24 protein-coding genes are annotated in these 25,286 nt (G+C 66.4%); 14 read left to right on the plus strand and 10 right to left on the minus strand.

Going from position 1 to position 25,286, the window contains the following annotated elements; all coding sequences use genetic code 11:
- Positions 1-43: 43 nt before the first annotated feature.
- A complete protein-coding gene (locus Q8S30_RS06055) occupies positions 44-487 on the minus strand; it encodes an iron-sulfur cluster assembly scaffold protein (RefSeq protein WP_305665134.1) in 444 nt (147 codons plus the stop codon).
- 66 nt (positions 488-553) lie between these two features.
- Here Q8S30_RS06055 and hisI point away from each other — a divergent pair, with 66 nt between their 5' ends.
- A complete protein-coding gene (hisI, locus tag Q8S30_RS06060) occupies positions 554-928 on the plus strand; it encodes a phosphoribosyl-AMP cyclohydrolase (RefSeq protein WP_305665135.1) in 375 nt (124 codons plus the stop codon).
- A 12-nt stretch (positions 929-940) separates the two neighbouring features.
- Here the strand turns inward: hisI and gluQRS are convergent, their stop codons facing one another.
- The 3 genes from gluQRS to Q8S30_RS06075 all read right to left on the minus strand — a co-directional run bounded on the left by gluQRS (position 941) and on the right by Q8S30_RS06075 (position 4,076).
- On the minus strand, positions 941-1,801 hold the full coding sequence (gene gluQRS / locus Q8S30_RS06065) for a tRNA glutamyl-Q(34) synthetase GluQRS (protein ID WP_305665136.1): 861 nt from the start codon (positions 1,799-1,801) through the stop codon (positions 941-943).
- Positions 1,780-3,120, minus strand: a complete 1,341-nt coding sequence (gene trmFO / locus Q8S30_RS06070) for a methylenetetrahydrofolate--tRNA-(uracil(54)-C(5))-methyltransferase (FADH(2)-oxidizing) TrmFO (protein WP_305665137.1) — start codon at positions 3,118-3,120, stop codon at positions 1,780-1,782. The genes gluQRS and trmFO overlap by 22 nt, the downstream gene beginning before the upstream one ends.
- 167 nt (positions 3,121-3,287) lie before the next feature.
- Complete coding sequence (locus Q8S30_RS06075; protein ID WP_305665138.1) at positions 3,288-4,076, minus strand: enoyl-CoA hydratase; 789 nt, start codon at positions 4,074-4,076, stop codon at positions 3,288-3,290.
- Between the two features lie 63 nt (positions 4,077-4,139).
- Between Q8S30_RS06075 and Q8S30_RS06080 the strand changes: the two genes are divergently transcribed.
- The 5 genes from Q8S30_RS06080 to Q8S30_RS06100 all read left to right on the plus strand — a co-directional run bounded on the left by Q8S30_RS06080 (position 4,140) and on the right by Q8S30_RS06100 (position 8,197).
- Positions 4,140-4,562: a PaaI family thioesterase gene (locus Q8S30_RS06080; RefSeq protein ID WP_371135473.1), complete on the plus strand. Its 423-nt coding sequence runs from the start codon at positions 4,140-4,142 to the stop codon at positions 4,560-4,562.
- A gap of 153 nt (positions 4,563-4,715) precedes the next feature.
- Complete coding sequence (gene rplM / locus Q8S30_RS06085) at positions 4,716-5,180, plus strand: 50S ribosomal protein L13 (RefSeq protein WP_066812744.1); 465 nt, start codon at positions 4,716-4,718, stop codon at positions 5,178-5,180.
- A gap of 2 nt (positions 5,181-5,182) precedes the next feature.
- Positions 5,183-5,680 carry a 30S ribosomal protein S9 gene (rpsI, locus tag Q8S30_RS06090; protein ID WP_305665140.1) on the plus strand — a complete coding sequence of 166 codons (498 nt, stop codon included), beginning with the start codon at positions 5,183-5,185 and terminating at the stop codon, positions 5,678-5,680.
- Between the two features lie 155 nt (positions 5,681-5,835).
- Entirely contained in the window at positions 5,836-7,794 is a 1,959-nt protein-coding gene (locus Q8S30_RS06095) for an acyltransferase family protein (protein WP_305665141.1), read from the plus strand.
- Between the two features lie 145 nt (positions 7,795-7,939).
- Positions 7,940-8,197, plus strand: coding sequence for a hypothetical protein (locus Q8S30_RS06100; RefSeq protein ID WP_305665142.1), 258 nt, complete (start codon positions 7,940-7,942; stop codon positions 8,195-8,197).
- Between the two features lie 12 nt (positions 8,198-8,209).
- Here the strand turns inward: Q8S30_RS06100 and Q8S30_RS06105 are convergent, their stop codons facing one another.
- The 6 genes from Q8S30_RS06105 to miaA form a co-directional block, all read right to left on the minus strand.
- Positions 8,210-10,294 (minus strand): dipeptide ABC transporter ATP-binding protein, encoded by a 2,085-nt coding sequence (locus Q8S30_RS06105; RefSeq protein ID WP_371135474.1) that lies wholly within the window; start codon positions 10,292-10,294, stop codon positions 8,210-8,212.
- Positions 10,290-11,438 carry an ABC transporter permease gene (locus Q8S30_RS06110; RefSeq protein WP_305665673.1) on the minus strand — a complete coding sequence of 383 codons (1,149 nt, stop codon included), beginning with the start codon at positions 11,436-11,438 and terminating at the stop codon, positions 10,290-10,292. Before Q8S30_RS06110 ends, Q8S30_RS06105 begins: the two co-directional genes overlap by 5 nt.
- Positions 11,438-12,481: an ABC transporter permease gene (locus Q8S30_RS06115; RefSeq protein WP_305665144.1), complete on the minus strand. Its 1,044-nt coding sequence runs from the start codon at positions 12,479-12,481 to the stop codon at positions 11,438-11,440. The genes Q8S30_RS06110 and Q8S30_RS06115 overlap by 1 nt, the downstream gene beginning before the upstream one ends.
- A gap of 103 nt (positions 12,482-12,584) precedes the next feature.
- Positions 12,585-14,240 (minus strand): ABC transporter substrate-binding protein, encoded by a 1,656-nt coding sequence (locus Q8S30_RS06120; protein WP_305665145.1) that lies wholly within the window; start codon positions 14,238-14,240, stop codon positions 12,585-12,587.
- 284 nt (positions 14,241-14,524) lie between these two features.
- Complete coding sequence (locus Q8S30_RS06125) at positions 14,525-15,376, minus strand: AraC family transcriptional regulator (protein WP_305665146.1); 852 nt, start codon at positions 15,374-15,376, stop codon at positions 14,525-14,527.
- 261 nt (positions 15,377-15,637) lie between these two features.
- Positions 15,638-16,483: a tRNA (adenosine(37)-N6)-dimethylallyltransferase MiaA gene (miaA, locus tag Q8S30_RS06130; protein ID WP_305665147.1), complete on the minus strand. Its 846-nt coding sequence runs from the start codon at positions 16,481-16,483 to the stop codon at positions 15,638-15,640.
- A 171-nt stretch (positions 16,484-16,654) separates the two neighbouring features.
- Between miaA and pyrH the strand changes: the two genes are divergently transcribed.
- The 8 genes from pyrH to bamA all read left to right on the plus strand — a co-directional run bounded on the left by pyrH (position 16,655) and on the right by bamA (position 25,260).
- A complete protein-coding gene (pyrH, locus tag Q8S30_RS06135; RefSeq protein ID WP_305665148.1) occupies positions 16,655-17,398 on the plus strand; it encodes a UMP kinase in 744 nt (247 codons plus the stop codon).
- Between the two features lie 68 nt (positions 17,399-17,466).
- Positions 17,467-18,030, plus strand: a complete 564-nt coding sequence (gene frr, locus Q8S30_RS06140) for a ribosome recycling factor (RefSeq protein WP_305665149.1) — start codon at positions 17,467-17,469, stop codon at positions 18,028-18,030.
- Between the two features lie 54 nt (positions 18,031-18,084).
- A complete protein-coding gene (uppS, locus tag Q8S30_RS06145) occupies positions 18,085-18,840 on the plus strand; it encodes a polyprenyl diphosphate synthase (protein ID WP_305665150.1) in 756 nt (251 codons plus the stop codon).
- A gap of 112 nt (positions 18,841-18,952) precedes the next feature.
- Positions 18,953-19,840 (plus strand): phosphatidate cytidylyltransferase, encoded by an 888-nt coding sequence (locus Q8S30_RS06150; protein ID WP_305665151.1) that lies wholly within the window; start codon positions 18,953-18,955, stop codon positions 19,838-19,840.
- Position 19,841: 1 nt separating this feature from the next.
- Positions 19,842-21,032: a 1-deoxy-D-xylulose-5-phosphate reductoisomerase gene (gene dxr, locus Q8S30_RS06155; protein WP_305665152.1), complete on the plus strand. Its 1,191-nt coding sequence runs from the start codon at positions 19,842-19,844 to the stop codon at positions 21,030-21,032.
- Between the two features lie 10 nt (positions 21,033-21,042).
- Positions 21,043-22,383: an RIP metalloprotease RseP gene (gene rseP / locus Q8S30_RS06160; protein WP_305665153.1), complete on the plus strand. Its 1,341-nt coding sequence runs from the start codon at positions 21,043-21,045 to the stop codon at positions 22,381-22,383.
- Between the two features lie 123 nt (positions 22,384-22,506).
- Positions 22,507-22,665, plus strand: coding sequence for a hypothetical protein (locus Q8S30_RS06165; protein ID WP_305665154.1), 159 nt, complete (start codon positions 22,507-22,509; stop codon positions 22,663-22,665).
- Positions 22,666-22,893: 228 nt separating this feature from the next.
- Positions 22,894-25,260, plus strand: coding sequence for an outer membrane protein assembly factor BamA (bamA, locus tag Q8S30_RS06170; RefSeq protein WP_305665155.1), 2,367 nt, complete (start codon positions 22,894-22,896; stop codon positions 25,258-25,260).
- Positions 25,261-25,286: the final 26 nt, after the last annotated feature.

Consider the following 25,286-nt stretch of genomic DNA (forward strand, 5'->3'; position numbering starts at 1 on the left):
GTGCTGCCTGCCGAAGGCTAGCGCGATGCCGGTTACGGCAAGGTTAACCGCTGGCCTCGGCCTCTGCCGCCGCCTCTGCCGCCGCCTCCAGCGCCAGCAGGATCGAGGCATGGCGGTTGCGATAGTCGCGCGCCGGCAGCAGAACCTCGAAGCCGTCGAAAGGGGCGGGCGGCACCGGGCCACCGTGCTTGAGCATTGCCGCCAAAGCATCGCGCGCCGCTTCAACTTCTGCGCGGCTGCGTCCGATCATCGCCGCGCCGGCTATAGCCGCGGCCGCCTGGCCAAGCGCGCAGGCCTTAACATCCTGCCGGAATCCCACGATTTTTCCGTCCTGCAGCACCACATCCGCTGTCACCGTCGACCCACACAGCGGCGAGCGTCGCCGCGCCGTGCCCTGCGGCGCGGGCAGCCGCCCCAGATGCGGAATATCCGCCGCCAGCGCCAGGATGCGCTGCGAATAGAGGCGGATCAGGTCGGTGTCGCTCATCTGGGGTTTCCGTGTCTGGGGCAGGGCTATAGATAGTGGGGACCATACGGCTTGCAAAGGTGCCCCATGACCTTCGACCCCGCATCCTTCGATCCCTCGACGCTGCGCTATGACGCCAATGGCCTGATCCCGGCGATTGCGCAGGATCATGCGACGGGCGAAGTGCTGATGATGGCCTGGATGAACGCGGAGTCGCTTCAGAAAACACTTGAAGACGGACATGTAACCTATTGGTCGCGCTCGCGTAAATCATTCTGGGCCAAGGGCGAGAGCTCGGGCCATGTGCAGCGGCTGGTGGAGTTGCGGATCGACTGTGACCGCGACTGCCTGCTGTTGCTGGTCGACCAGACCGGGCCAGCTTGCCACACCAACCGGCGGAGTTGTTTCTACACCGCGATGAGGGATGGCGGCGAGGTGGTGATCTCGGAGCCTATTGCGTGATTTATCATATGGTTACAACCCGATCCTGATGCGGACATCGGCGGGCGTCTCGCCCTCGTCGCGGTAGCGACGGATGGCGCGGGCGTCGTCGCGTTTGGCAAGGCGCTTGCCGGTGTTATCTCTAATAAGCGTGTGATGATGATAGCTTGGCGTGTGAAGTTCGAGTAGCTTCTGAAGAACGACGTGTATCTGTGTGGCTTCAAACAGATCTTCGCCCCGAGTCACCTCGGTGATCCCCTGCGCGGCATCGTCTACCACGACCGCCAGATGGTAGGAGGTTCCGATGGACGCGCGCGATAAAATCACGTGTCCGACATGGGTTAGAAGGCGTTCCTCATCCAGTTTGTGATCTCCGGGATGAACCGGACCAGTCTCGGTGAACGCCAGCGGAACGCCCTCAAGAAGCGCCAGCGCCTTTGCCATGTCCAGCCGGATCGCCTCTTCCGGTCCGGCGTCCTCCATCGAGCGCCCGCGGCAGGTGCCCGGATAGATCAGCCCATCCGGACCAGCCATCGGCGCGCCCTCTTGCGGGGCGGAGAGGGCGGCGCGGATGTCTCCGCGGGTGCATCGGCAGGGATAGCAAAGACCCAGGGAAATCAGCCGGTTCAGCGCCGCATCGTAAGCCTCGCGCCGCTCTGACTGCCGCAGCACCGGGCGCGGCCAGTCGAGGCCGAGCCAGGCCAGATCCTCATAGATCGCCGCCTCGAACTCGGGGCGGCACCGGGCGGCGTCGATGTCTTCGATCCGCAGCAGGAACTCCCCGGGACTCGCACGGCCGGCGGCGGTCAGCGCGGCATAGGCATGGCCGAGATGCAAGAGCCCCGTAGGCGAGGGGGCGAAGCGGGTCCGCTTCAGCTTTGGTCCGCAAGCCATTGGGAAAAAGCCTCTTTCGCGCGGTCGGTATAGGCCTTGTAGCGATCCTTGCGCCCCCGGCGTCCGCCCTTGGCATCAATCGGCGGGAACAGCCCGAAGTTCACGTTCATCGGCTGAAAGGTCTTTGCCTCCGCGCCGCCGGTGATGTGGGTGATCAGCGCGCCGGTCGCGGTATCGGCGGGCGGCGGCGGCAGGTCGCGGCCCAGGATCTCGGCGGCGGCCATCCGGCCCGCGAGCAGCCCCATCGCGGCGGATTCCACATAACCCTCCACCCCCGTGACCTGCCCGGCAAAGCGGATATGCGGGCGCGAGCGCAGGCGCATCCGGTCGTCGAGCAGGGTCGGAGAATTCAGGAAGGTGTTGCGATGAATGCCGCCGAGCCGGGCAAAGCTCGCCTCCTGCAACCCGGGAATCATCTTGAAAACAGCGGCTTGCGCGCCGTACTTCATCTTGGTCTGGAAGCCGACGATATTGTAGAGCGTTCCCAGCTTGTTGTCGCGGCGCAGCTGCACCACGGCATAGGGTTTCACCTGCGGGTCATGGGCGTTGGTGAGGCCCACGGGCTTCATCGGGCCAAAGCGCAGCGTCTCACGGCCGCGTTCGGCCATCACCTCGATCGGCAGGCAACCGTCGAAATAGCCGGCGGTTTCGCCCTCATGGAACTCGGTCTTCTCGGCCGCCAGCAGCGCGTCGATGAAGGCCTCGTACTCGGCCTTGGTCATCGGGCAATTCATGTAGGCGGTCTGTTCCTCGGCCGTCTCGCCCTTGTCATAGCGCGACTGCATCCAGGCGACGGACATGTCCACGCTCTCGGCATAGACGATGGGGGCGATGGCGTCGAAGAAGGCCAGGCTCTCTGCCCCGGTCTCAGCGCGGATCGCCTCGGCCAGCGTGCCCGAGGTGAGGGGGCCGGTGGCGATGATCCAATGACCATCCTCGGGCAGCGCGGTGATCTCGCCCGGCTCCACCCGCACCAGCGGATGCGCCCTGAGCTTTGCGGTGACGGCGGCAGAGAAGGCATCGCGGTCGACGGCCAGCGCGCCGCCCGCGGGCAGGCGGTTGGTCTCGGCCATCGCCATCAGCAATCCGTTCGCCGCCCGCATTTCCCAATGCAGCAGGCCCACGGCATTGCGCTCATCATCATCCGAGCGGAAGGAGTTGGAGCAGACCATCTCGGCCAGATCGCCGGTGCGATGGGCGAAGGTGCCGACATGGGGGCGCATCTCGTGGATGACCACGGGCACGCCCAGTTCGGCCGCCTGCCAGGCAGCCTCGGATCCGGCCATGCCGCCGCCGACGATGTGAAGCTCTTGTGTCATGGCGCACGCATAGCGGGGGCGGGTGCCAAAGAAAAGTCTGCCACCCTCGTTCTGGTGCAAATATCCCGGGGTCCGGGGCAGCGCCCCGGCGCCTGCCAATGGTGCGACGCCGGGGGTTTCACACCCCCGGACCCCCGTGGGATATTTGGGCCAAAACGAAGGGGAGGTCAGGCCCAGTCCGGAGAGCGTTTGTCCAGGAAGGCCGAGATGCCCTCCTCGGTGTCGCGCCAGAGCATGTTTTCCACCATCACCGCGCCGGCAAGGTCATAGGCATCCTCCAGCGGCAGGGCGATCTGGTCGTAGAAGGCGCGTTTGCCGATGCGCACCGCGGCGCCCAGCTTGCCCGCGACGGTCTGGGCGAGGGTCAGGGCAGCTTCGGGCAGGTCCGCCGGGGCGGCGATGCGGTTGATGAGGCCGATGCGTTGGGCTTCCTCGGCGCCGATGAAGGCACCCGTCGTCAGCATCTCGAAGGCCTGTTTGCGCGGCAGGTTGCGGGTGAGGGCGACCATGGGCGTGGAGCAGAAGAGGCCGATGTTCACGCCGTTGACGCCAAAGCGCGTACCCTCGGCCGCGACCGCCATATCGCAGCTGGCGACGAGCTGGCAGCCGGCGGCGGTGGCGATGCCGTGGACCTTGGCGATCACCGGCTGGGGCAGGGCGGGGATCATCTGCATCACCTCGGCGCAGCGGGCGAAGAGGTCTGCGAAATAGGCGGCGCCCTTGTCGGGGGCGGCGCGGCCGGCCTGCATCTCTTTCAGGTCATGGCCGGCGCAGAAGGCGCGGCCGGTGCCGGCCAGCAGCACGACGCGGATCGTGGGATCGGTGGCCAATTCCGTCAGCCGCGCCTTGAGCGCCACCAGCATCGCATCGGACAGCGCGTTGAGGCTGGCGGGGGCGTTCAGGGTCAGCCGCGCCACGGTGCCGATATCGTCGCGCAGAACCAGGTCTTCGGTCATTGTCATTCCCTCCCGTTTGGCGAAACTCTAGGCGGGGAATGTGCGGGGGGAAAGATGCAGGCGATGGACCGGACGGGGCTGGAGGCGTTTCTGGCAGCGGAGTTTCCGCAGGTGGCGGGCGATTTCGCGCTGGAGGAGGTGGGGGCGGAGCGGCTTGTGGTGCGGCTGAAGGTGGCGGATCGCCATCTGCGCCCCGGTGGCACGGTGTCGGGGCCGAGCATCTTCGCGCTGGCGGATGTGGGGATCTACCTTGCCATCCTCGCGCGGATCGGGCCGGTGGCGCTGGCGGTGACGACGAATGCGTCGGTGGATTTCATGCGCAAGCCCGCGGCGGGCTGCGATCTGCTGGCCCAGGTGCGGATCCTGAAGCTGGGGCGCGCATTGGCGGTAGCGGATGCGCTGGTCTTCTCGGAGGGGCTGGCGGAGCCGGTGGCGCGGGCGTCGATGACCTATGCGATCCCTCCGCGGCGGGAAAATGTGGGGTAATTTGATACCTATTTCGTAAGTCTCTGATTTCAAGCAGGTATTTCCGCTGCGCGCCACTTGACCTGTGCGGCTGCATGCCCGATAAGCCCCCATCCGAATGCGGGCGCCCTCAACCGGCACCCATCTACCCGTCAGCCAAAGGGGCAAGACCCGATGAAAACCTTTACCGCGACCCCGGCGGACATCGAGAAGAAGTGGATCCTGATCGACGCCGAAGGCGTTGTTCTGGGCCGCCTCGCCACGATCGTCGCCATGCACCTTCGTGGCAAGCACAAGCCGACCTTCACGCCGCACATGGATATGGGCGACAACGTGATCATCATCAACGCCGACAAGGTGCAGATGACCGGCAACAAGCGCGCCGACAAACGTTACTACTGGCACACCGGCCACCCGGGCGGGATCAAGTTCCGCACCGCGGCCCAAGTGCTGGACGGCGCGCACCCTGAGCGTGTGGTCATCAAGGCTGTAGAGCGCATGATCTCGCGCAACCGCCTTGGCCGCGAACAGATGTCGAACCTGCGCGTCTATGCCGGTGCCGCCCATCCGCACGAGGCGCAGCAGCCCGCCGTGCTGGATGTCAAGACGCTGAACCCGAAGAACACCCGGAGCGCCTGAAGATGGCCGATGAAATCAAGACACTCGACGACCTGAAGGATGCCGTTGCGGGAACCACCGCCGCTGCCGCCCCCGTTGTCGAACTCGCCCCCCGCCTGCCGCAGCGCGACTCGCTTGGCCGCGCCTATGCCACCGGCAAGCGCAAGAACGCGGTCGCCCGCGTCTGGATCAAGCCGGGCTCTGGCAAGGTCATCGTCAACGGCAAGGAAATGGCGGTCTACTTCGCCCGTCCCGTGCTGCAGATGATCCTGCGTCAGCCGTTCACGGTTGCCGGTGTGGAAAACCAGTTCGACGTGATGGCGACTGTTGCCGGTGGCGGGCTTTCGGGCCAGGCCGGTGCAGTGAAGCATGGCGTGTCCAAAGCCCTGCAGCTTTATGAACCGAGCCTGCGCGCCGCGCTGAAAGCCGCCGGCTTCCTGACCCGCGACAGCCGCGTCGTGGAACGGAAGAAATACGGCAAGGCCAAGGCCCGCCGCAGCTTCCAGTTCTCGAAGCGCTAAGGTCCGGAGGGGCGGCGGCAAGATGCCGCTGCCGTCCAAGGCAAGATTTGCAAAGGCGTGGACAGGGGTCCGCGCCTTTGTGCTATGTGGTCGGCGGCCGGGTTGGGGCCGGGGTGGCCTGCCGGGCGCAGGCGGGGAATGTCGCAAGGAATCTCGTGTCTCTTCAATATCGCCGCGAGATCGACGGCCTGCGCGCAATCGCGGTTCTGCCCGTCATCCTGTTTCATGCCGGGTTTGACGCCTTTGGCGGCGGCTATGTCGGGGTGGACGTGTTCTTCGTCATCTCGGGCTATCTGATCGCCGGCATTCTGGCGCGCGAGCTGGCGGCGGGGGAGTTCTCGCTGCTGCGGTTCTATGACCGGCGGGCGAGGCGGATCCTGCCGGCGCTGTTCGTGATGCTGGCCGCGACGGTGCCGCTGGCCTGGGTGCTGATGACGCCCTCGCAGCTGACCGGGTTTTTCACCAGCCTCGGATCGGTGGCGATCTTTGCCGCGAACCTGCATTTCTATGAGGCTGCGGGCTATTTCGCCGCCGAGACAGAGATGCAGCCGCTGATCCACACTTGGAGCCTTGCGGTCGAGGAACAGTTCTACCTGATCTTCCCGCCGCTGATCGCCGCGCTCTGGCGCTGGTGGCCGCGGATGCTGTGGCCGGTGCTGGCGTTGCTGGCGGTGGCGAGTCTGGCCTGGGCGGTCCATGTGCTGCCCACCCATCCCGACCGGGCGTTCTTCTTGCCCGAGGCGCGGGCCTGGGAGCTGCTGGCAGGGGCGCTGCTGGCGCTGTGGCCCGGCCACAAGGCGGGCGGCGACAGGCTGGGCGCGCGGCGCGGCACATCGCTGCTGGCCGGGTTGGGGCTGGCGCTGATCCTGGGGCCAGTGGTGCTTTATGATGAGCACACCGCCTTTCCGGGGCTGGCGGCGCTGCCGCCGGTGATCGGGACGCTGCTGGTGTTGCACGCGGCCCGTGCAGGAACCGCGGTTGCGGCGCTGCTGTCCTGGCGGCCTTTGGTGGGGATGGGGTTGATCAGCTACAGCGCCTATCTGTGGCACCAGCCGCTGTTTGCAGGCGCGCGGCTGGCCTATCTGACCGAACCGCCGCCCGCGCTGATGATCGGGCTGACCGGGCTGACGCTGATCCTGGCGGTGCTGAGCTGGCGCTATGTAGAACAGCCGGTGCGCCGGGGGGCGCTGCTTGTTCGCCAGCGGGCGGTGTTCGGTGCGGCGGGGGCAGGGATTGCGGGCGTGCTGCTGATCGGGCTTTTGGGGCAATCGTACGGCGCGGCGCTGTGGCGCTGGACGCATCCCGAGCGCGCGCCGGATATGGCACGGCTGGAGACGGCGCAGGCCCATCCGGCGAAGGTCGATGACGGGGCCTGCTTCTTCAGTGCCGCGGCGGTGGACGGCGCCCTGCTGAAACGGATGACCGAATGCCATACCCGCTTTGGCCCCGGGCTTGTCGTGCTTGGCGACAGTCATGCTGTCGATCTGGTGGCGGCCATCGCCACCCGCCCCGACCGCCCCGCCTTTATGGTCGGGCTGACGGAACCCAGCTGCCGTCTGCACCGGCCGCAACCGGAATGCGACTTTGGGGCCTTTCTCGATTTCGTCCGCGACCATCCCGGCGCCGTGAAGCGGGTGATCTATGGGCAAGCGGGGTTCTATCTGTTCAGCCGCGATGGCCAGCGAGAGGGCTCGCGCAATATGGTTGATGATCTGTCATTGGACGAGGCGGTGCCGGATCTGCAGCCCGTCCCGGGCGAGTCCGCCGAGGTGCTGAGCTATCTGGATGCCCTCTCGGAGCATGTCGAGGTCTATTGGCTTGGCCCGTGGATCGCCCCGCATATTCCGCTGGAACTGGTCTCGCGCCATGGCTGCGCCGTGCCGGTTGCACTGCGCCCGAACCTCGAGGCGGAGTACAGGCAGCTTGACCGGTTTCTGGCGGGCCAGTCGGCCGAGGCTGGGTTGCAATATGTATCGCTGATAGAGATGCTCGACCTGACCCTGCCAGCGGATCTGCAGGATTGCCGGGCGATCTTCTGGCGCGATGGCGACCATCTGAGCCGGGCGGGGGCGGCGCGGTTCGCGAAAAGGCTGGATCCCGGGTTGTGGCACTGAGGTCACAACGGCCCGGAAGCTGTGTCCCAAGCGACTCAGCCCCCGCGAACGTGATCGCTGGCGGATTGACGCAGGGCCCGCAAAAATCAACACTCTCTTCATAAAAGCACCCGAAAATCGGGGCATGACGAGGCAGAGCAAAATCATGGCAACCCTATCCACGTTCCACAGCTCCTGTGGGGGCTTCGATTTCCTTGGCATCCGCAAGGGCCGCATGGGCGGCTTCGAGATCGTCTATGACGATGGCGTCAAGCGGCGGCTGGTCTGGCGGGTGCAGGGCAAGACCGGCGAAGCGCAACTGGGCGACGCGCTGCAAAGCGCGGTGAACAAGCCGCGGGTGCTGCCAGCGATGTATACCGAGCTGAAGAAGCGGTCGATTGCAATCGAGGCGGTCGCGGTCTGAAAGGGCCGCGGTCTAACCGACCGCGACCTCGATCACCGGCTCCATCGTGGCAAGCTGCTCGTCGGTCAGGTGACACTTGACGCGGTGCCCGCCCGACAGGCGGCGCAGGTCGGGCACGACCGTTTCGCACAGATCGCCCGGCACCAGCGGCTTCCAGCGGCAGCGGGTCTGGAATGGGCAGCCCGGCGGCGGGTTCATGGCGCTTGGGATATCGCCCTGCAGCACGATGCGCTTGCGGGTTACCCGCGGGTCAGCGACCGGCACGGCTGATAGCAGCGCCTCGGTATAGGGGTGGAAGGGCGGCGAGAAGACTTCTGCGGTGGTGCCGATCTCGACCACATGGCCCAGATACATCACCAGCACCCGGTCGCTGAGATAGCGCACGATGCCAAGGTCATGGCTGATGAACAGCAGCGTGGTGCGGTTCTTGCGCTGAATCTCCATCAGCAGATCGGTCACCGCCGCTTGCACCGACACGTCGAGCGCCGAGACGGGTTCATCGGCGACCACCACCTTCGCCTCACCGGCAAAGGCGCGGGCGATGCCGACGCGCTGCTTTTGCCCGCCCGACAGCTGGCGCGGCTTGCGGGTGGCAAATTCGCGCGGCAGCTTCACGAGGTCCAGAAGGTTCAGCATCCGCTCATGCCGGTCGGCGGCGCTGTCCCCGATCTGGAAGATCTCCAGCGCGCGGATGATCTGGGCGCCGATGGTCATCGACGGGTTCAGCGTGTCGAACGGGTTCTGGAACACCATCTGCAGGCTGGAGATGAGCGCGGGCCCGCGCTTTTCCACCGGCAGCTGCTGAATCTGGTCGCCGTTGAGCGTGACGGTGCCGGCGCTGGCAACCTCCAGCCCCATCAGCACCTTGGCGAGGGTGGACTTGCCGCAGCCCGACTCGCCGACGATGGCCAGCGTTTCCCCGGCGCGGGCCGAGAAATCGATCTGCTCATTGGCCTTGACGATCTTCGCCGTGCCGCCGCCGAACATGCCCGGGGAGGTTTCATAGTATTTGCGCAGGTCCGAGGCCTCGATCACCACCTCGCCCGGCGGGGTGGGTTCCGCGGTGGCGGCGAGGGCAGGGGGCGCGTTCCAGTCGATCTCGTCCACCCGGATGCAGCGGCTGTTGTGGCGCGGAGCGCCGCCTGCGGGCAGCATCGGGATTTCCTGCGCGTCGCAGCGGCCCGCCACGAAGTAATCGCAGCGCGGGCCGAAGTTGCAGCCCGGCGGGCGTTCATGCGGCAGCGGGAAGTTGCCCGGGATCGCCACCAGCGGCCGCGCCGACTTGTCGGCGCCGGGGAGCGGGATGGAGCGGAATAGGGCCTGCGTATAGGGGTGGCGCATCTCGGAAAACACCTCGACCACGTCGCCCGTTTCCACCGCCTCGCCCGAATACATCACGCAGAGCCGGTCGCAGACATCCATCACCAGCCCAAGGTTGTGGCTGATGAACAGCATGGAGGTGCCGTGCTTTTCCGCCAGATCGCGGACCAGATCGACGATGCCGGCCTCGACCGTCACATCCAGCGCCGTGGTCGGCTCGTCTAGGATCAGCAAGGAGGGGCGCGACATCAGCGCCATGGCGATCACGATGCGCTGCTGCTGGCCGCCCGACAGCTGGTGCGGCCAGGCCTGCAAGATGCGGTCGGGGTCTGGCAGGCGCACATCCTCGACGATGGCGCGGGCGCGGGCCCAGGCATCGGCCTTGCTGATCTTCTCATGGATCATCGGCACCTCGGCCAGCTGCGCGCCGACCTTCATGGCCGGGTTCAGGCTCGCCATCGGTTCCTGATAGATCATCGCGATCTCGCGCCCGCGCAGACCCCGCAGCTCGCGCTCACCCATGGTGGTGATGTCGCGGCCCTTGAAGCGGATGCTGCCGCCGGTGATGCGGCCATTGCGGCCAAGGTCGCGCATCACCCCAAGCGCCACGGTGGACTTGCCGCAGCCGGACTCGCCCACCAGCCCCATCGCCTCGCCCGGCATCACCTTGCAGGAGAAATCCATCACCGCCGGGATTTCGCGGGTGCGGGTGAAGAAGCTGATCGACAGGTTCTCGATCTCGAGGATGGGGGTTTGCGCGTCGGTCATGTCATCAATCCTTCAGGCTTTCCTCGCGCAGCGCGTCGGCCAGCAGGTTCAGCCCCAGCACAAGGCTGAGCAGCGCCAGCGCCGGCACGATGGCGGGGTGGGGCGCGATGGTCAGCAGGCGGCGCCCGTCATTGATGGTCGATCCCCAGTCCGGGCTTTCGGGGCTGACGCCGAGGCCGAAGAAGCCGAGCGTGCCCAGAAGGATGGTGGTGTAGCCGATGCGCAGGCAGAAATCGACGATCAGCGGCCCGCGGGCATTGGGCAGGATCTCCCACAGCATGATGTACCAGGGGCCCTCGCCGCGGGTCTGTGCGGCGGCGACATAGTCGCGGGTCTTGATGTCCATGACGAGCCCGCGGACGATGCGGAACACGGTGGGCGCGTTCACGAAGACGACCGAGACGAAGACGTTGAGCATGTTCGGCTCCATCGTCCACACGCCCAAGGGGTCGGCGTTGAAGGCAAGGCCCGACCAGGCCCAGAGGCCAAGCACCAGCGTGACGCCGACATAGAGGTTGCGCTTGGCGGGGTGGGTGAAGAAGCGGCTGTTCCAGAGCATGGTGAAGAAGATCACCGGGAACAGGAACAGCACCGCCGCAAGCGCCGTCGGCAGGCCGGTCAGCTGAATCTCGGGCGTAACCAGCAGGTAGAACAGCAAGATCACCGGGAAGGCGAGCACCAGGTTGGCGATGAACGAAAGCCCCGCATCCAGCCGCCCGCCGCGATAGCCCGCGGGCAAGCCAAGCGTGACCCCGACCATGAAGGCGAAGACAGTGGCGGCGGGCGCGATGGCCAGCACCCGGCGCGCGCCCATCACCATGCGGCTGAACACGTCGCGGCCAAGGTTGTCGCCCCCGAGCAGATAGACCCCGCCATCCGGGGTGATCGTGCCCGGCACCTTGTTCTTCATCTGCGCGATCTGCGACAGCGGGTCGAACATCAGCACGGCATCGGCAAACAGCGCGGTGAAGACCCAGAACATCACCAGCCCGAAGCCGACCATGCCCAAGGGGCTCTCGAACAGGCGGCCATAAAGGCCGGTGCGGCGGCGGTAGTGCAGCGACACGGCGAAGACGGCCAGCAGCGCCAGCCAGACCGGCCAGAATTGCAGCGCGAGGCGAGAGAAGATTGCGGCCCAGCCAAGCTTTTCCATCATGACACCCGGATCCGCGGGTTCAGCAGCACATAGCCCACATCGGACATGGCTTGCGTCACCAGAACCACCACCACCGCGACCACCGAGCATCCCAGCAGCAGCTGGATGTCATTGTTGCCGGCCGCCTCGACCAGCGTCCAGCCGAAGCCCTTGAAGTTGAACAGGGTTTCCACGATCACCACCCCGTTCAGCAGCCAGGGAAACTGCAGCATGATCACCGTGAACGGCGCGATCAACGCGTTGCGCAGCGCGTGGCGCATGACCACGCGGCCAAAGCTGGCGCCCTTCAGCCGGGCGGTGCGGATATATTGCGCCGTCATCACCTCGGACATGCTGGCGCGAGTCATGCGGGCGATATAGCCCATGCCGTAAAGCGCGATGGTCAGCACCGGCAGGAAGAAATTCTCGAAGGTGATGCCATCCATCGCGCTGGTGGCGGTGCCCTTGAACCATTTCAGCCCGACCATGGAAGATGAGAACACCACGATCAGGATCACGCCCGAGACGTATTCCGGCGTCGCCGTGGTGGCGATGGACACGGTAGAGAGGGTGCGGTCGAGCTTCGATCCCTCGCGCATCCCTGCAAGGATGCCGATCAGCAGCGCCGAGGGCACCATCAGCACCATCACCCAGAACATCAGGATCCCGGTCAGCGACAGCCGTGTGGCGATGATCTCGGACACCGGCGCCTTGAACACCGTGGATTGCCCCCAATAGCCCTGCAGCACGCCGCAGAACCGCGGGCTGTCCTCCACGGCCGCGCCGCGGGCGATGCAGCGGCCGCTGGTCACGCCATCCCGCTCATCGGTCCATCCCGGCGCCACGCCCAACCATTCGCCGTAGCGCTTGACCAGCGGCTGCGCATGGCCGTTGCGGTCGAGCCAGCTGATGACCTCGCCGTCGGTCATCCGGGCATTGCCCTCGGACTTTGCCAGCTTTTCAAGGTTGGGCGGCAGGTTGGTCAGCCAGAACACCACGAAGGTGAGGACGAGCGCCGTCGCCACCATCGTGAGGGTCCGCCTGAGGAGAAATTTCAGCATCCGCTATCCCTTCGGACCCTGCGCGCCCATGCGGCAGGGTGGGGAGTGGCAAAAGGGGAAGGCGGCGGGCGCCTTCCCCCGGTTGGTCAGTGCCTTACGGCTATCACGCCTCGGTCATCCACCACTGGTAGTGGTGGTGCTCGAAGGTCGGGTGCATCTCTGCGCCGCGAACCCGGTCAGTCATATGCCGGTAGAGCGAGCGCCAGTAGGGTTGGATCAGCACGCCCTCGTCCTGCATGATCTGCTCCAGCTTTGCCATCGACTCGCGGCGCTTGTCAGCGTCGGCAATCGCCATCGCCTTGTCGAGTTCGGCATCAAATTCGGCGTTGTTGAAGGCGCTCTCGTTCCAAGCCACGCCCGATTTATAGGCCGATTGCAGAACCTGCACACCCAGCGGGCGCATGTTCCATTCCGTCGCCGAGAACGGATACTTCGTCCAGTCGTTCCAGAAGGTCGAACCCGGCAGGATCGTGCGCTTGATGTTGATGCCTGCATCGCGGATCTGGGCTGCCACCGCATCGCAGGTCGCCGCCTGCCAGGCATCGTCGATCGAGATCAGCTCGAATTCCGTATCGGCATGGCCGGCGGTTTCCAGCAGCGCCTTGGCGCCGGCCGGATCAGCCTGGATCGGCGGCAGTTCGGCATATTCCGGGTGGATCGGGCAGACATGGTGGTTTTCCGCCACGGTGCCCAGGCCCGAATAGCCCAGTTCCAGCACAACCGAGTTGTCCACGGCCATCTGCAGCGCCTTGCGGACATCCTTGTTGTCATAGGGCGCGTTGCCCTGGTTGAAGCGCACCGCCAGCGTCGCCGCAGTGATCGCCTCGGACTTGGTCCAGCCCAGGCTGTCGAAGATTTCGACAAATTCCGACACGGTCTGATAGGTCATGTCGATCTCTTCGGCCTCGGCGGCCGCGATCAGCGCCGAGGGGTCGGTGCCGTAATCGACATACTCGATGCGATCGAGGTAAGGCCCGCCATAGACCTCGGTGCCCCACCAGGTGTGATCCTCGTTCTTCACCAGCACCTGCTTGACGCCGACCTCGTTGGTCTCGGGCAGGTAGGGGCCGGTGCCGATCGGGTTCACCGACGGATCGCCATTGTCATAGGACTGGTGCACCACCAGCGCCGGATAATCGGCGAAGTTGGCGATGACGGCAATGTCGGGGGAGGAGAGGCTCAGCTTGACGGTCATGTCATCGACCACGGTGATCGCGCCGTCGCGCGCCATCTTGGTCGTCTCATCGGCCAGCGCCGACATGCGGCCGGCCATCGAGTTGCCCTCGACGGTGCCATCGGTCCAGCGGGTGATGTTATGGGCCACATCCGCGGCGGTGAAGGCGTCGCCATTGCTCCAGGTCGCATTCGGGCGGACCTTCAGCGTGTATTCGGTGGCGTCGTCATTGACCTCCCAGCTTTCCAGAAGCATGCCGCGGAAGGTGCCGTCGACCTGGTATTCCACCAGATATTCCAGCCAGCCGCGGGAGAAGTTCGCCAGCTGCGACCAGTCATAGGTCCGCGGGTCCTTCAGCGCCTTGGTCTCCATGTCCATCCGCAGGGTGCCGCCGGCCACGGGGGTCTCCTGCGCCATCGCCGGCGCTTTCATCCCCAGCAGGCCATAGGCCGCCACGCTCGTCGCCCCCAGCGCCGAGGCGCGGGTCAGGAATTCACGGCGGCTCATCAGCCCCGCCTTGCATTCTTCGGCATAGAGCGTCACCGCCGGATGCAGGCGCGTGCCGAAGATCTGGTGCTTGGTCATGTGTTTAAACTCCCTGTGAGATGGAACGAGGTCCGTATTCTTGTTGTCCGGCCGCGGGGTCTGATGGCGTTGCACTTCGGCGCCGGCGGGCGGAGCGGGCGAAGTCTCACCCCCACATTCCGCACGGATTGTAACAAAGCGTCAACGCTTGGTTTCGACGGGTTGGCGCCTGAAAACGACATGCCGCGCAACAAAACGGACCGATGCCCACGGGTCAACCCCGGGGGCCGAGATAATTCGGGGTTCCGCTACGGAAGCGTGACGGGGAAGCCTCTGGCCGCGCGCTAGTTCTGGCGTCGGAAATCGCTCGGCGTCTTGCCGGTGCTGCCATGGAAGGCACGGGTGAAATAGGCCGGCGAGGCAAAGCCGAGGCTGGCCGACACGTCCTGCACCGGCAGCCTGGTTTCGGCCAGCAGGCGCCGCGCCTCATGCATCTTGCGGTCCGCGAGCAGCGCATGGGCCGTACGCCCGCAGGTGCGGTTGCACACGCGGGTCAGGTGGGTGGGGGTGACCCCAAGCTCCGCCGCCAGATCGCCGACATTGGCGCCCGAACGGTACTTGCGCTCCACCAGCGCGGTATAGCGGTTGGCCAGCTTGCGCGCGGCATCGGGGCGGGGCGCGGCGGCAATGGCCGGATCGGCCGCAGCCTCGGCCAGCTGCCGTTCCAGCCAGACGCCGACAAGACCGAGGTGATGCCGCGCCGCCCGTTCATGGCCGGGCTTGCTGCTGTCCATCTCGCGCTGCACCGCATCGAGGATCGAGGACAACTCGCCCTGCGGGATCGCGTCGCGGACCCGCAGATGCTGGGGGGTGCGCGGCAGGTCCAGCTCGGCCCCGCGCCCGAAGAACAGCGCGGTGCCATGCACCTGATGGCCGATCTCGAACCCGTGCATCACGCCGGCCGGAATGAAGACGGCATTATGCGCGCCATAACCGCGGGTGACGCCAGCCACGGTGATCCGGCCCTGACCGCGGGTGAACCACAGCAGCAGCGGTTCGGAATAGCTGCGCATCGCCTCGACCCGCCAGCGCCCGCCCGCGGCCAGCCGCGGAATCGGCACCAGCCGGATATCCGCCCGCTCCGGCGCGGCCGGGGCAGCGAATTGCGAAAGCGGAGGTCCGGAAAAGAGTTTCACGGGGCAGGGGATCCTTGCTCGGGCCAGGTGCCGGTTTTCACCGCACCGCACTGGTCCCTGATTCTAGGCCAGTGCGCTGCAAAAAACCAAGCCCGAATGCAACCGATTCGGCAAGCACCCCGCGCCGTGACCAATCGGCAACGCCAGCGAAAGCCCACCCCTTTCCTTTGCCTTTTAAAAATATCCTCGGGGGGCGCGGGGGCAGAAGGCCCCCCGCCTTCATTCGTGTCATGGGGGGCAGAAGGCCCCCGCCTTCCAGCATCAACCAGCCGCCACCGTCTCCCAGCCCCGCATCCGCGCCCGGAACCACGTCCTTTGCCGCTTGGCATATTGCCGGCTCGCCGCCTGCGCCGCCGTCACGGCCTCCTCCAGCGCCATCTCCCCCCGCAGATGCGCCACCAGCTCCGGCGCGCCGATGGCCTTGGCCCAGGGGGCAGCAGGAGACCAGTCCGGCAGCACCGCCCGCGCCTCCTCCAGCGCGCCCTGTGCCAGCATCGCGCGGAAGCGCCGGTCGATCCGCTCCGCCAGCCAGTCGCGCCCGGCCTCGAGCACCAGCAGGCGCGCATTCCCAGGTGCCAGCAGGGCAGGGCCGGTCGCCGCCTGCCACTCCGCCAGCCCGCGCCCGGTGGCGCGCTGCACCTCCCAGGCGCGCTGGATGCGGGCGGGATTGAGCGGATCGGTTCGCGCGCGGGTGGCTTCGTCCAGCTCTGCCAGCATCGCGGCCATCTCGTCCGCGGCCAGACGCGCATCCGCCTCGGCGCGAACCTCAGCCGGCACCGGCGGGATCTCGGCCAGCCCCTCGGTCAGCGCGGAAAGGTACAGCCCGGTGCCGCCAACGATGATCGGCCGCTCGGGCCCTACCAGCACACTGGCCACCTCGCGCAGCCAGTGGCCGACGGAATACTCCGCCCCGCAGGGCAGATGGCCATAAAGCAGATGCGGCGCCCGCGCTTCCTCCTCGGCGCTCGGCCGGGCCGTCAGCACCCGCCAGCAGCCCCAGACCTGCAGCGCATCGGCATTGACGATCACGCCGCCCTGCCGCTCGGCAATCTTCAGCGCGAGCGCGGATTTTCCGCTCGCGGTCGGCCCGGCGATGACCACCGGCATGTCAGGCGCAAGATCGTTCAGCAATTCCAATGGAATACGGCCCCTACCTCATGTAGCTTGCGCGTCCGGAATGCCGCATTGCAGCATTCTTTCCGCGTGCCCCGTTGAACCCCGGGGCGATTTGGAGCATCTTGCCCGGCGATCAGGGCAGCGGCAAGCGAGGCGAAAGACATGACCATTCTGGAACAGGCGGCGGATGAACCGCAGGTCACTTACAAGCGCGTGCTTCTGAAGATTTCGGGAGAGGCGCTGATGGGGGACCAAGGCTATGGCCTGCACCCGCCGACCGTCGCGCGCATCGCCCAAGAGGTGAAGTCGGTCCATGACCTCGGGGTCGAGATCTGCATGGTGATCGGCGGCGGCAATATCTTCCGCGGGCTGGCGGGCAGCGCTCAGGGGATGGAGCGGACCACGGCCGATTACATGGGGATGCTGGCGACGGTGATGAACGCGCTGGCGATGCAATCGGCGCTGGAGGCCCTCGATATCCACACCCGCGTGATCTCGGCGATCCCGATGGATCAGGTCTGCGAGCCCTATATCCGCCGCCGCGCCGTGCGCCACCTTGAGAAGGGCCGCGTCGTGATCTTCGCCGCGGGCACCGGCAACCCCTATTTCACCACCGATACCGCCGCCACGCTGCGCGCCAATGAGATGACCTGCCAGGCGATCTTCAAGGGCACCAAGGTCGACGGGGTCTACGACAAGGACCCCAAGAAACACGCCGATGCCAAGCGCTATAACGTGGTCAGCTATGACGAGGTGCTGCAAAAGCATCTGGGGGTCATGGATGCCTCGGCCATCGCGCTGGCGCGCGACAACAACCTGCCGATCATCGTGTTCTCGCTGGACGAGCCGGGCGGCTTCCGCGGCATCCTTGCGGGCCGGGGCACGTATACGCTTGTGAAAGGATGACGCCCTATCTTTCGGTAAACGGCTCGGTTATAGCGGCGTCCAAGGCAAACTGACGGGAAACACGACACATGGCCGACGATATCGAGATCGACATGGACGACCTCAACCGCCGGATGGAAGGGGCCATGGCCTCGCTCCGGACGGAATTTTCCTCGCTGCGCACTGGCCGGGCCTCGGCCTCGCTGGTCGAACCGATCCAGGTCGACGCCTACGGCCAGATGACACCGATCAACCAGCTGGGCACGGTTAACGTGCCGGAGCCGCGGATGGTCACGATCAACATCTGGGACAAGGGCATGGTCAACAAGGTTGAAAAGGCGATCCGCGAAAGCGGGCTCGGCATCAACCCGCAGACCAATGGCACCATCATCATGCTGCCGATTCCCGAGCTGAACGAGGAACGCCGCCGCGATCTGACCCGCGTTGCCGCGCAATATGCCGAACATGCGCGCGTCGCCGTGCGCAACGTGCGGCGCGACGGCATGGACCAGATCAAAAAGGCCAAGGCCGATGGCATGAGCGAGGATGACCAGAAATTCTGGTCAGCCGAGGTGCAGGCGCTGACCGACAAGGCCATCGCCGCCGTCGATGGCGCGCTGGATTCCAAGCAGGCCGAGATCATGCAGGTCTAGGCCGCGGGAGCCGACCTGCCGACAACTACCCAACCCTAGCGAGGACTAGGCCCGATGGCCGCCAAGGATGTGAACGACAAGGCGACATCGGGGGCGGCCTCCGGGGGCGGGCCTAGGCATGTTGCCATCATCATGGATGGCAATGGCCGGTGGGCGACCAGTCGCGGATGGCCGCGGCTTGTCGGCCATCGCAAGGGCGCCGAGCGGGTCAAGGAAATCGTCCGCGCCTGCCCGGATCTGGGCATTGAGTGGCTGACCGTCTATGCCTTCTCGACCGAGAACTGGAAGCGCTCGACCGAGGAAGTGCTTGGCCTGATGGGCATTTTCGCGCGCTATATCGAGCGCGAGGCCGACGCGATGTCGGCCGAGGGCGTGCGGCTGCGCTTCATCGGCGCGCGCGAGCGGCTGGACCCGAAGCTGCAGAAGCTGATGGCGGGGATCGAGGCGCGCACCGCCGGCAATTGCCGCGTGAACTTCACCGTCGCGATCAACTATGGCGGCCGGGACGAGCTGCTGCGTGCCGCGCGGCGGATGTGCGAGGATGTCGCCAGCGGCGTGCTGGCGCCCGAGGCCGCCGATGAGGCGGCGCTGACGGCGCGGCTGGATACGGCGGGCTTTCCCGACCCGGACCTGGTGATACGCACCTCGGGCGAGACGCGGACCTCCAACTTCCTGCCCTGGCAGGCGGCCTATGCCGAATATGAATTTTCCCCGGTGCTGTGGCCCGATTTCACGCCTGAAGTGTTGGGAGAGATCGTCGGCCGCTTCGGCACCCGCGAGCGGCGCTTTGGCGGGGTGCTGACCGGTTAGTCGCAGCCTTCGGGGATTGCGTAGCGGCGGGCCGGGCGGGTAAGTCGGGCTTGGCCCGTCACGGCAGCGCAAACGCGCCCGGCGACAGGCCGGGCAGGGAGGACATGACCAGATGACCGACAGGGACGCAAAGCCCGCGCCGGCGGTGAGCCGCTCGGCCCGGTGGGCCGACCTCGGCCCGCGGCTGATCTCTGGCCTCGTCATGGCGGGCGGCGGGCTGCTGCTGATCTGGGCGGGCGGCTGGTGGTTCGCGGGGCTGGCGATTGCCGCCGCCGGGCTGATGGTGTGGGAGCTGGCGGCGATGCTGGCCCTGCCCCCCACTTCCGGGATCGCGGGCAAGGCGATGCCGGCGCGCGGGCTCGGGCTATTGGCCGGGGCCGGCCTGCTAGCCGCGCTGGCGCTGGCGCAGATCTGGCCGGGGCAGGGCGGCGGCGTCGGTTATTGGGGTTGGGGCTGGGGCGGGCTGCTGCTGTTGCTGCCCGCGCTCGCCTCGCCGCTGGTGCCGATGCAGGGCCGGCTGCTGTTCGTGATCTACTCTTTGGCGGTGCTGCAGGCGGCCTACGGGCTGGTCTCGTTCCGGGCCGATCATGGCGTGCTGTGGCTGGCCTGGCTGGTCGCAGTGGTGGTCGTCACCGACATCGCCGGCTACTTCGCCGGGAAAGCCTTTGGCGGGCCGAAGTTCTGGCCGCGGGTCAGCCCGAAGAAGACATGGTCGGGCACCGTGGCGGGCTGGATCGGCGCGGCGCTGGTTGGCCTCGCCTTTGGCCAGTTCACCACCGCAGGGCCGGACCTGCCCTGGATTTCCGCCGCGCTGGCGCTGGCCGCGCAGATGGGCGACATCGCGGAAAGCGCAATCAAGCGGCGGGCGGGGGTCAAGGACAGCTCGCGCCTGATCCCAGGGCATGGCGGCCTTCTGGACCGCTTCGACGGGCTGCTTGGCGCGGCGCTGCTGATGCTGCTGGTGGCGCAGGTCGTCGATGTTCCGGTGGTGCGGTTCTGACATGAGGGCAGCCCCCCGCTCCATTTCCATCTTCGGGGCCACCGGCTCCATCGGCGAATCGACCTTTGACCTGGTGATGCGCGCCGGCGGGCCCGAGGTCTTCCATACGGTTGCACTGACCGGCGCCCGCAATGTTGCGCGGCTGGCCGAGATGGCGCGCGCCCTGCAAGCCGAGGTGGCGGTGACGGCCGATCCGGCCTGCCTGCCGGCGCTGCGGGATGCGCTGGCCGGGTCGGGGGTCGAGGCCGCGGCGGGCGAGGCGGCGCTGGTCGAGGCGGCGGACCGCCCGGCCGATTGGGTGATGAGCGCGATTGTCGGCTTTGCGGGCTTTGCGCCGGGCCTTGCCGCGCTGCGACATGGCCGCACACTGGCGCTGGCGAACAAGGAGAGCCTTGTGACCGCGGGGCCGTTGTTGATGGAGACCGCGGCGGCACATGGCGCGCGGATCCTGCCGGTGGACAGCGAGCATTCGGCGGTGTTCCAGGCGCTGGCGGGCGAGGATATCGCCGCGGTCGAACGCATCATCATCACCGCCAGCGGCGGCGCCTTCCGCGATTGGCCGTTGGAGCGGCTGGCGCAGGCGAGCGTGGCCGAGGCCTCCACCCATCCGAACTGGGCGATGGGGCAGCGCATCACCATCGACAGCGCGTCGATGTTCAACAAGGCCCTGGAAGTCATTGAAACGCGGGAATATTTCAACGTGGAGCCCGCGATGATCGAGGTGCTCGTACACCCCGAATCGCTGGTCCATGCGATGGTCGGCTTCCGCGACGGCGCTTTGATGGCACATCTGGGGGCGCCCGACATGCGCCATGCCATCGGCTATGCGCTGAACTGGCCGGAGCGGGCGCATCTGCCGGTGGCGCGGCTCGACCTTGCGCAGATCGGGCGGCTCAGCTTTGCCGCGCCGGACCCCGCCCGCTACCCCGCCCTTACACTCGCACGCGAGGTGATGGCGATCCGCGGGCTGGCGGGCGCGGTGTTCAACGCCGCGAAAGAGGCGGCGCTGGACGGGTTCATCGCCGGGCGGCTGTCCTTCCCGGGAATGGCGGGCGTGGTGGAAGAGGTGCTCGCGCGAATGTCAGCCCAAACGGGGCTTGGAATTGCCACGATCAGCCTCGATAACCTCCGCGACGCTGACAGTGAAGCGCGGCGACTGGCGGGGGCGGTGATCGCCTCGGCGCGTATTTGAGGCAGAGCCTGTGGATCTTGTGACCCTTCTTCCGTCCTTCGGAAACCTTCTTTACACCGTCGCTGCCTTTGTCATTGCGCTCTCGGTGATCGTCGCGGTGCATGAATACGGCCATTACATCATCGGCCGCTGGTCGGGGATCCATGCCGAGGTGTTCAGCCTGGGCTTTGGCCCGGTGCTCTATTCCTGGGTGGACCGGCGGGGCACCCGCTGGCAGGTGGCGGCGCTGCCGCTGGGGGGCTATGTCAAGTTCCTCGGCGATGCCAATGCCGCCTCGGCCGGCGCGGACGAAGAGACGATGGCGCATCTGACCCCCACGGAAAAGCGCCACACCATGCACGGCGCGCCGCTTTGGGCGCGGGCGGCGACGGTCGCGGCGGGGCCGGTCTTCAACTTCATCCTGTCGATTGCCCTTTTTGCCGGGATCTTCATGTTCTCGGGTGTCGCCACCAACACGCCCAGCATTGGCAGCACCTATGCGCTGCCCGGCGGCATCGGCGGGCTGGAGACGGGGGATGAGATCCGCGCCATCGAAGGCCGGCCCACCCCGGATTATCCGGCGGTGCAGGAGGTTGCCGATGAATTTCCGGCGCTGGAGCGGATGCAGTATGACGTGCTGCGCGCCAGCGGTGAGACCACGGTCGAGGGGCCGGCGGTCTATCCGGCGCGCGTCGCCTCGGTCACTCCTGATTCTGCGGCGATGGCGGCGGGCTTGCGGGAAGGCGACGTGATCCTGTCCATCGACGGCGCGCCTGTGCGCAGCTTTGCCGAATTGCAGGCCGTCGTGAAAACTGCGGGCGGCCAGCCGGTGACCCTGCAGGTCTGGCGCGAAGGCGAGCCTGACTTTGCAGTGACGCTGACCCCCAAGCGCACCGACCTGCCGCTGCGCGAGGGCGGGTTCGAGACACGCTTCCTGATCGGCATCGGCGGCGGGTTCTTCTTTGAACCGGTGACACGCAGCGTCGGCCCGCTGGAGGCGGTGCGCGAGGGCGCAGGGCAGGTGTCTTTCGTCGTCACCTCCTCGGTCTCGGCGCTGGCGCATATGGTGACGGGGGCGATTTCGTCCTGCAACCTGCGCGGGCCGATCGGCATTGCCGAAACCTCGGGCGCGGCGGCCAGCGCCGGCTTTGCCGATTTCATCTGGTTCCTGGCGGTGCTGTCCACGGCGGTAGGGCTGATGAACCTGTTCCCGATCCCGGTGCTGGATGGCGGGCATCTGGTGTTCCACGCCTGGGAATGGGCCGCGGGCAAGCCGCCGCCCGATGCGGTGATGCGGGTTCTGATGCTGCTGGGGCTGGCGCTGGTGCTGTCGCTGATGGCCTTCGGGCTGACCAACGACCTGCGCTGCTGAGAGCGGGGGCAGGCGGGCGCGGCCGCGTTCTGGCCCGCCCTCTGCCCAAATCCGGCCACAATCCGCCGATAAACAGTTCGTGAAACCGAGTTTCAACGCCGGGGACATGAACAGAGGCCGACGATGCAGATGATCACAAAAAGCGCGCGCAGCCTTGAGCTGCTGATCGATCTGAACTGGGAGCGGCTGGTGATTCCCGCCGCCGTTCTGGTGGGGTTGCTGGGCGGTGCGGCCATCGGCGTGGAGCTGATGAGCCTGCCGGTGATGCCGCCGCAGCCCTGACAGCACTTGCCGCAGCGATGACAGGGCGCCCCAACGGGCGCCTGTTTGCGTTTTGACAGCAGGGCGGTTGGCAGAGGGCCGGAGGCCCCGCGCCGGCAAGGTTTCGCCCATCCCCGGCATGCCCGATTGTCTCGCCGCGCCTGCACTCACCTCCTTTTGACAAGCCCCCCCTTTCCGGCTAGTCACGGGGTCAGAAGAGAATGGTAAAAACGGCGGGAGTAGGGACCGATGGCGACCAAGCTGAGCAGCGGCGGCAGCGCCCGGGGATTTCGGCCGGCGAAGCGGCGGGCGGGGCTTCTGCTGTCTGTCGCCATGCTGTGCACGGCCTCTCTTACCCCGGTTCAGGCCCAGACCTACAGTTTCAGCCAGGTGCAGATCGAGGGCAACAGCCGCATCGATACCGGCACGATCCTGTCCTATGCCGGAATCGCGCGCGGAGAGACGCTTTCCGCCGGCGCGCTGAACGATGCCTATCAGCGCATCCTCGCCTCGGGTCAGTTCGAGACGGTTGAACTTGTGCCTTCGGGCGGCACGCTGGTGATCCGCGTCACCGAATATCCCACGGTCAATGTGGTCGATTTCGAGGGCAATGCCCGGATCAAGGATGAACAGCTGTCGAGCGTGGTGCAGACCACGGCGCGGCGCGTGTTCTCACCCCAGCAGGTCGAGGCGGACGCGGCAGCGATTGCCTCGGCCTATGCCGGCGGCGGGCGCACCGCGGCACGGGTCGAACCCAAGGTCATCCGCCGCGATGCCGATACCGTCGATGTGGTGTTCGAGATCAGCGAAGGCCGCCTGTCCGAGATCGAGCGGCTGTCCTTCACCGGCAACCGGGCCTTTTCCGACCGCCGGCTGCGCGAAGTTCTGGAAACCAAGCGGGCTGGCCTGCTGCGCATCTTCGTCGGCAAGGACACCTATGCGCCGGACCGGATCGAGTTCGACAAGCAGCTGCTGACCGACTTCTACCGCTCGCGCGGCTATGTCGACTTTCAGGTTCTGGGCGTCGCCTCGGAATTCTCGCGCGAGCGGGATGCGTTCTTCCTGACCTACAACATCCAGGAAGGCCAAAGCTTCAAGTTCGGCCAGATCCGCACCGTTTCGGAAGTGGAGGGGCTGAGCCCCGCCGAGTTCGACCGCGCGGTAAAGGTGCGCACCGGCGCGACCTATTCGCCGAACGCGGTGGACAACACCATCAGCCGCATGGAAGCCGTGGCGACCGAAAAGGGCCTGAGCTTCGTGCGGATCGAACCGCGCGTCACCCGCAATGACCGCACCCGCACGCTGGATATCGACTTCGTTGTCGCCAACGGCCCGCGGGTCTTCGTCGAACGGATCGACATCGAGGGCAACGCCACCACGCTCGACAAGGTGGTGCGGCGGCAGTTCAAATCGGTGGAAGGCGACCCCTTCAATCCGCGCGAAATCCGCGAAGGTGCCGAACGGATCCGCGCGCTTGGCTTCTTCTCCCAAGCCGAGGTGGATACCCGCCAGGGTTCTGCCCAGGACCGGGTCATCGTCGATGTGAACGTGACCGAACAACCGACCGGCTCGCTGTCCTTCGGCGTCAGCTACGGGGTAGATACCGGGGTGGGGCTCGCGCTCAGCTTCTCGGAGCAGAACTTCCTTGGCCGCGGCCAGTTCTTCAGCGCCTCGCTGAACACCACGGACAGCACCGGCTCGTCCAGCATCACCTTTGTGGAACCGGCCTTCCTCGACCGCGATATGGCGCTGCGCTTCAGCGCCTATTACCGCATTTCGGAAAACGACAACTCTGACTATTCGATGAAGCTGGCCGGGATCGAACCGTCGATCGAGTTTCCGATCGCGCCGAACACCCGCCTGAACCTGGGTTTCAAGATCGGCCAGGAAGAGCTCTATGACATTGACGAGCTCAATTCGTCGGCGATCCTGGTGGCGGAAGAGGGCAAGCAGAACAGCTTCGGCCTGACCTATTCGGTCAGCTATGACACCCGCCGCACCGGGCTCGACCCCAATACCGGCATCCGCCTGCGCTTTGGGCAAGAGTTCTACGGGCTCGCCGGCGATGTCGAGGCGCTGAAGACCACCGCGCTCGCCACCGCCGAGACCAAGGTGTTCAACGAGGAATGGACGCTGCGGGCCGAGGTCGAGGGCGGCGCCTATCACGCGCTGAACGGCACCCAGTCGCGGGTGACCGACCGCTTCTTCGGGTCGGAAATGCGCGGCTTTGAAAGCCGCGGCATCGGTCCGCGCGATCTGGACGTGGATAACGAAGACCCGCTTGGCGGCAACTACTATGCCGTGGCGCGCTTCGAGGCGGAGTTCCCGCTGGGGATCCCCGAGGAATACGGGATCACCGGCGGCCTGTTCCTCGATGTCGGCACCGTCTGGGGGCTCGACAACACCAATGGCGGGATTGACGGCGCCTGCGTCGATCTTAACGGCGACGGCACCTGCCAGGTGGATGATGAGGCCAGCCTGCGCTCTGCCGTCGGCTTCTCGGTGTTCTGGACCACGCCGATCGGGCCGCTGCGCTTCAACTTCTCGAAGGCGCTGGCCAAGGAAGACTATGATAACGAACAGAACTTCGACCTGACCGTTTCGACGCGGTTCTGATGCGCGGGGGCGGGCAGGGCGTACGC

The organism is Frigidibacter sp., assembly GCF_030695035.1.
GTDB lineage: Bacteria > Pseudomonadota > Alphaproteobacteria > Rhodobacterales > Rhodobacteraceae > Frigidibacter.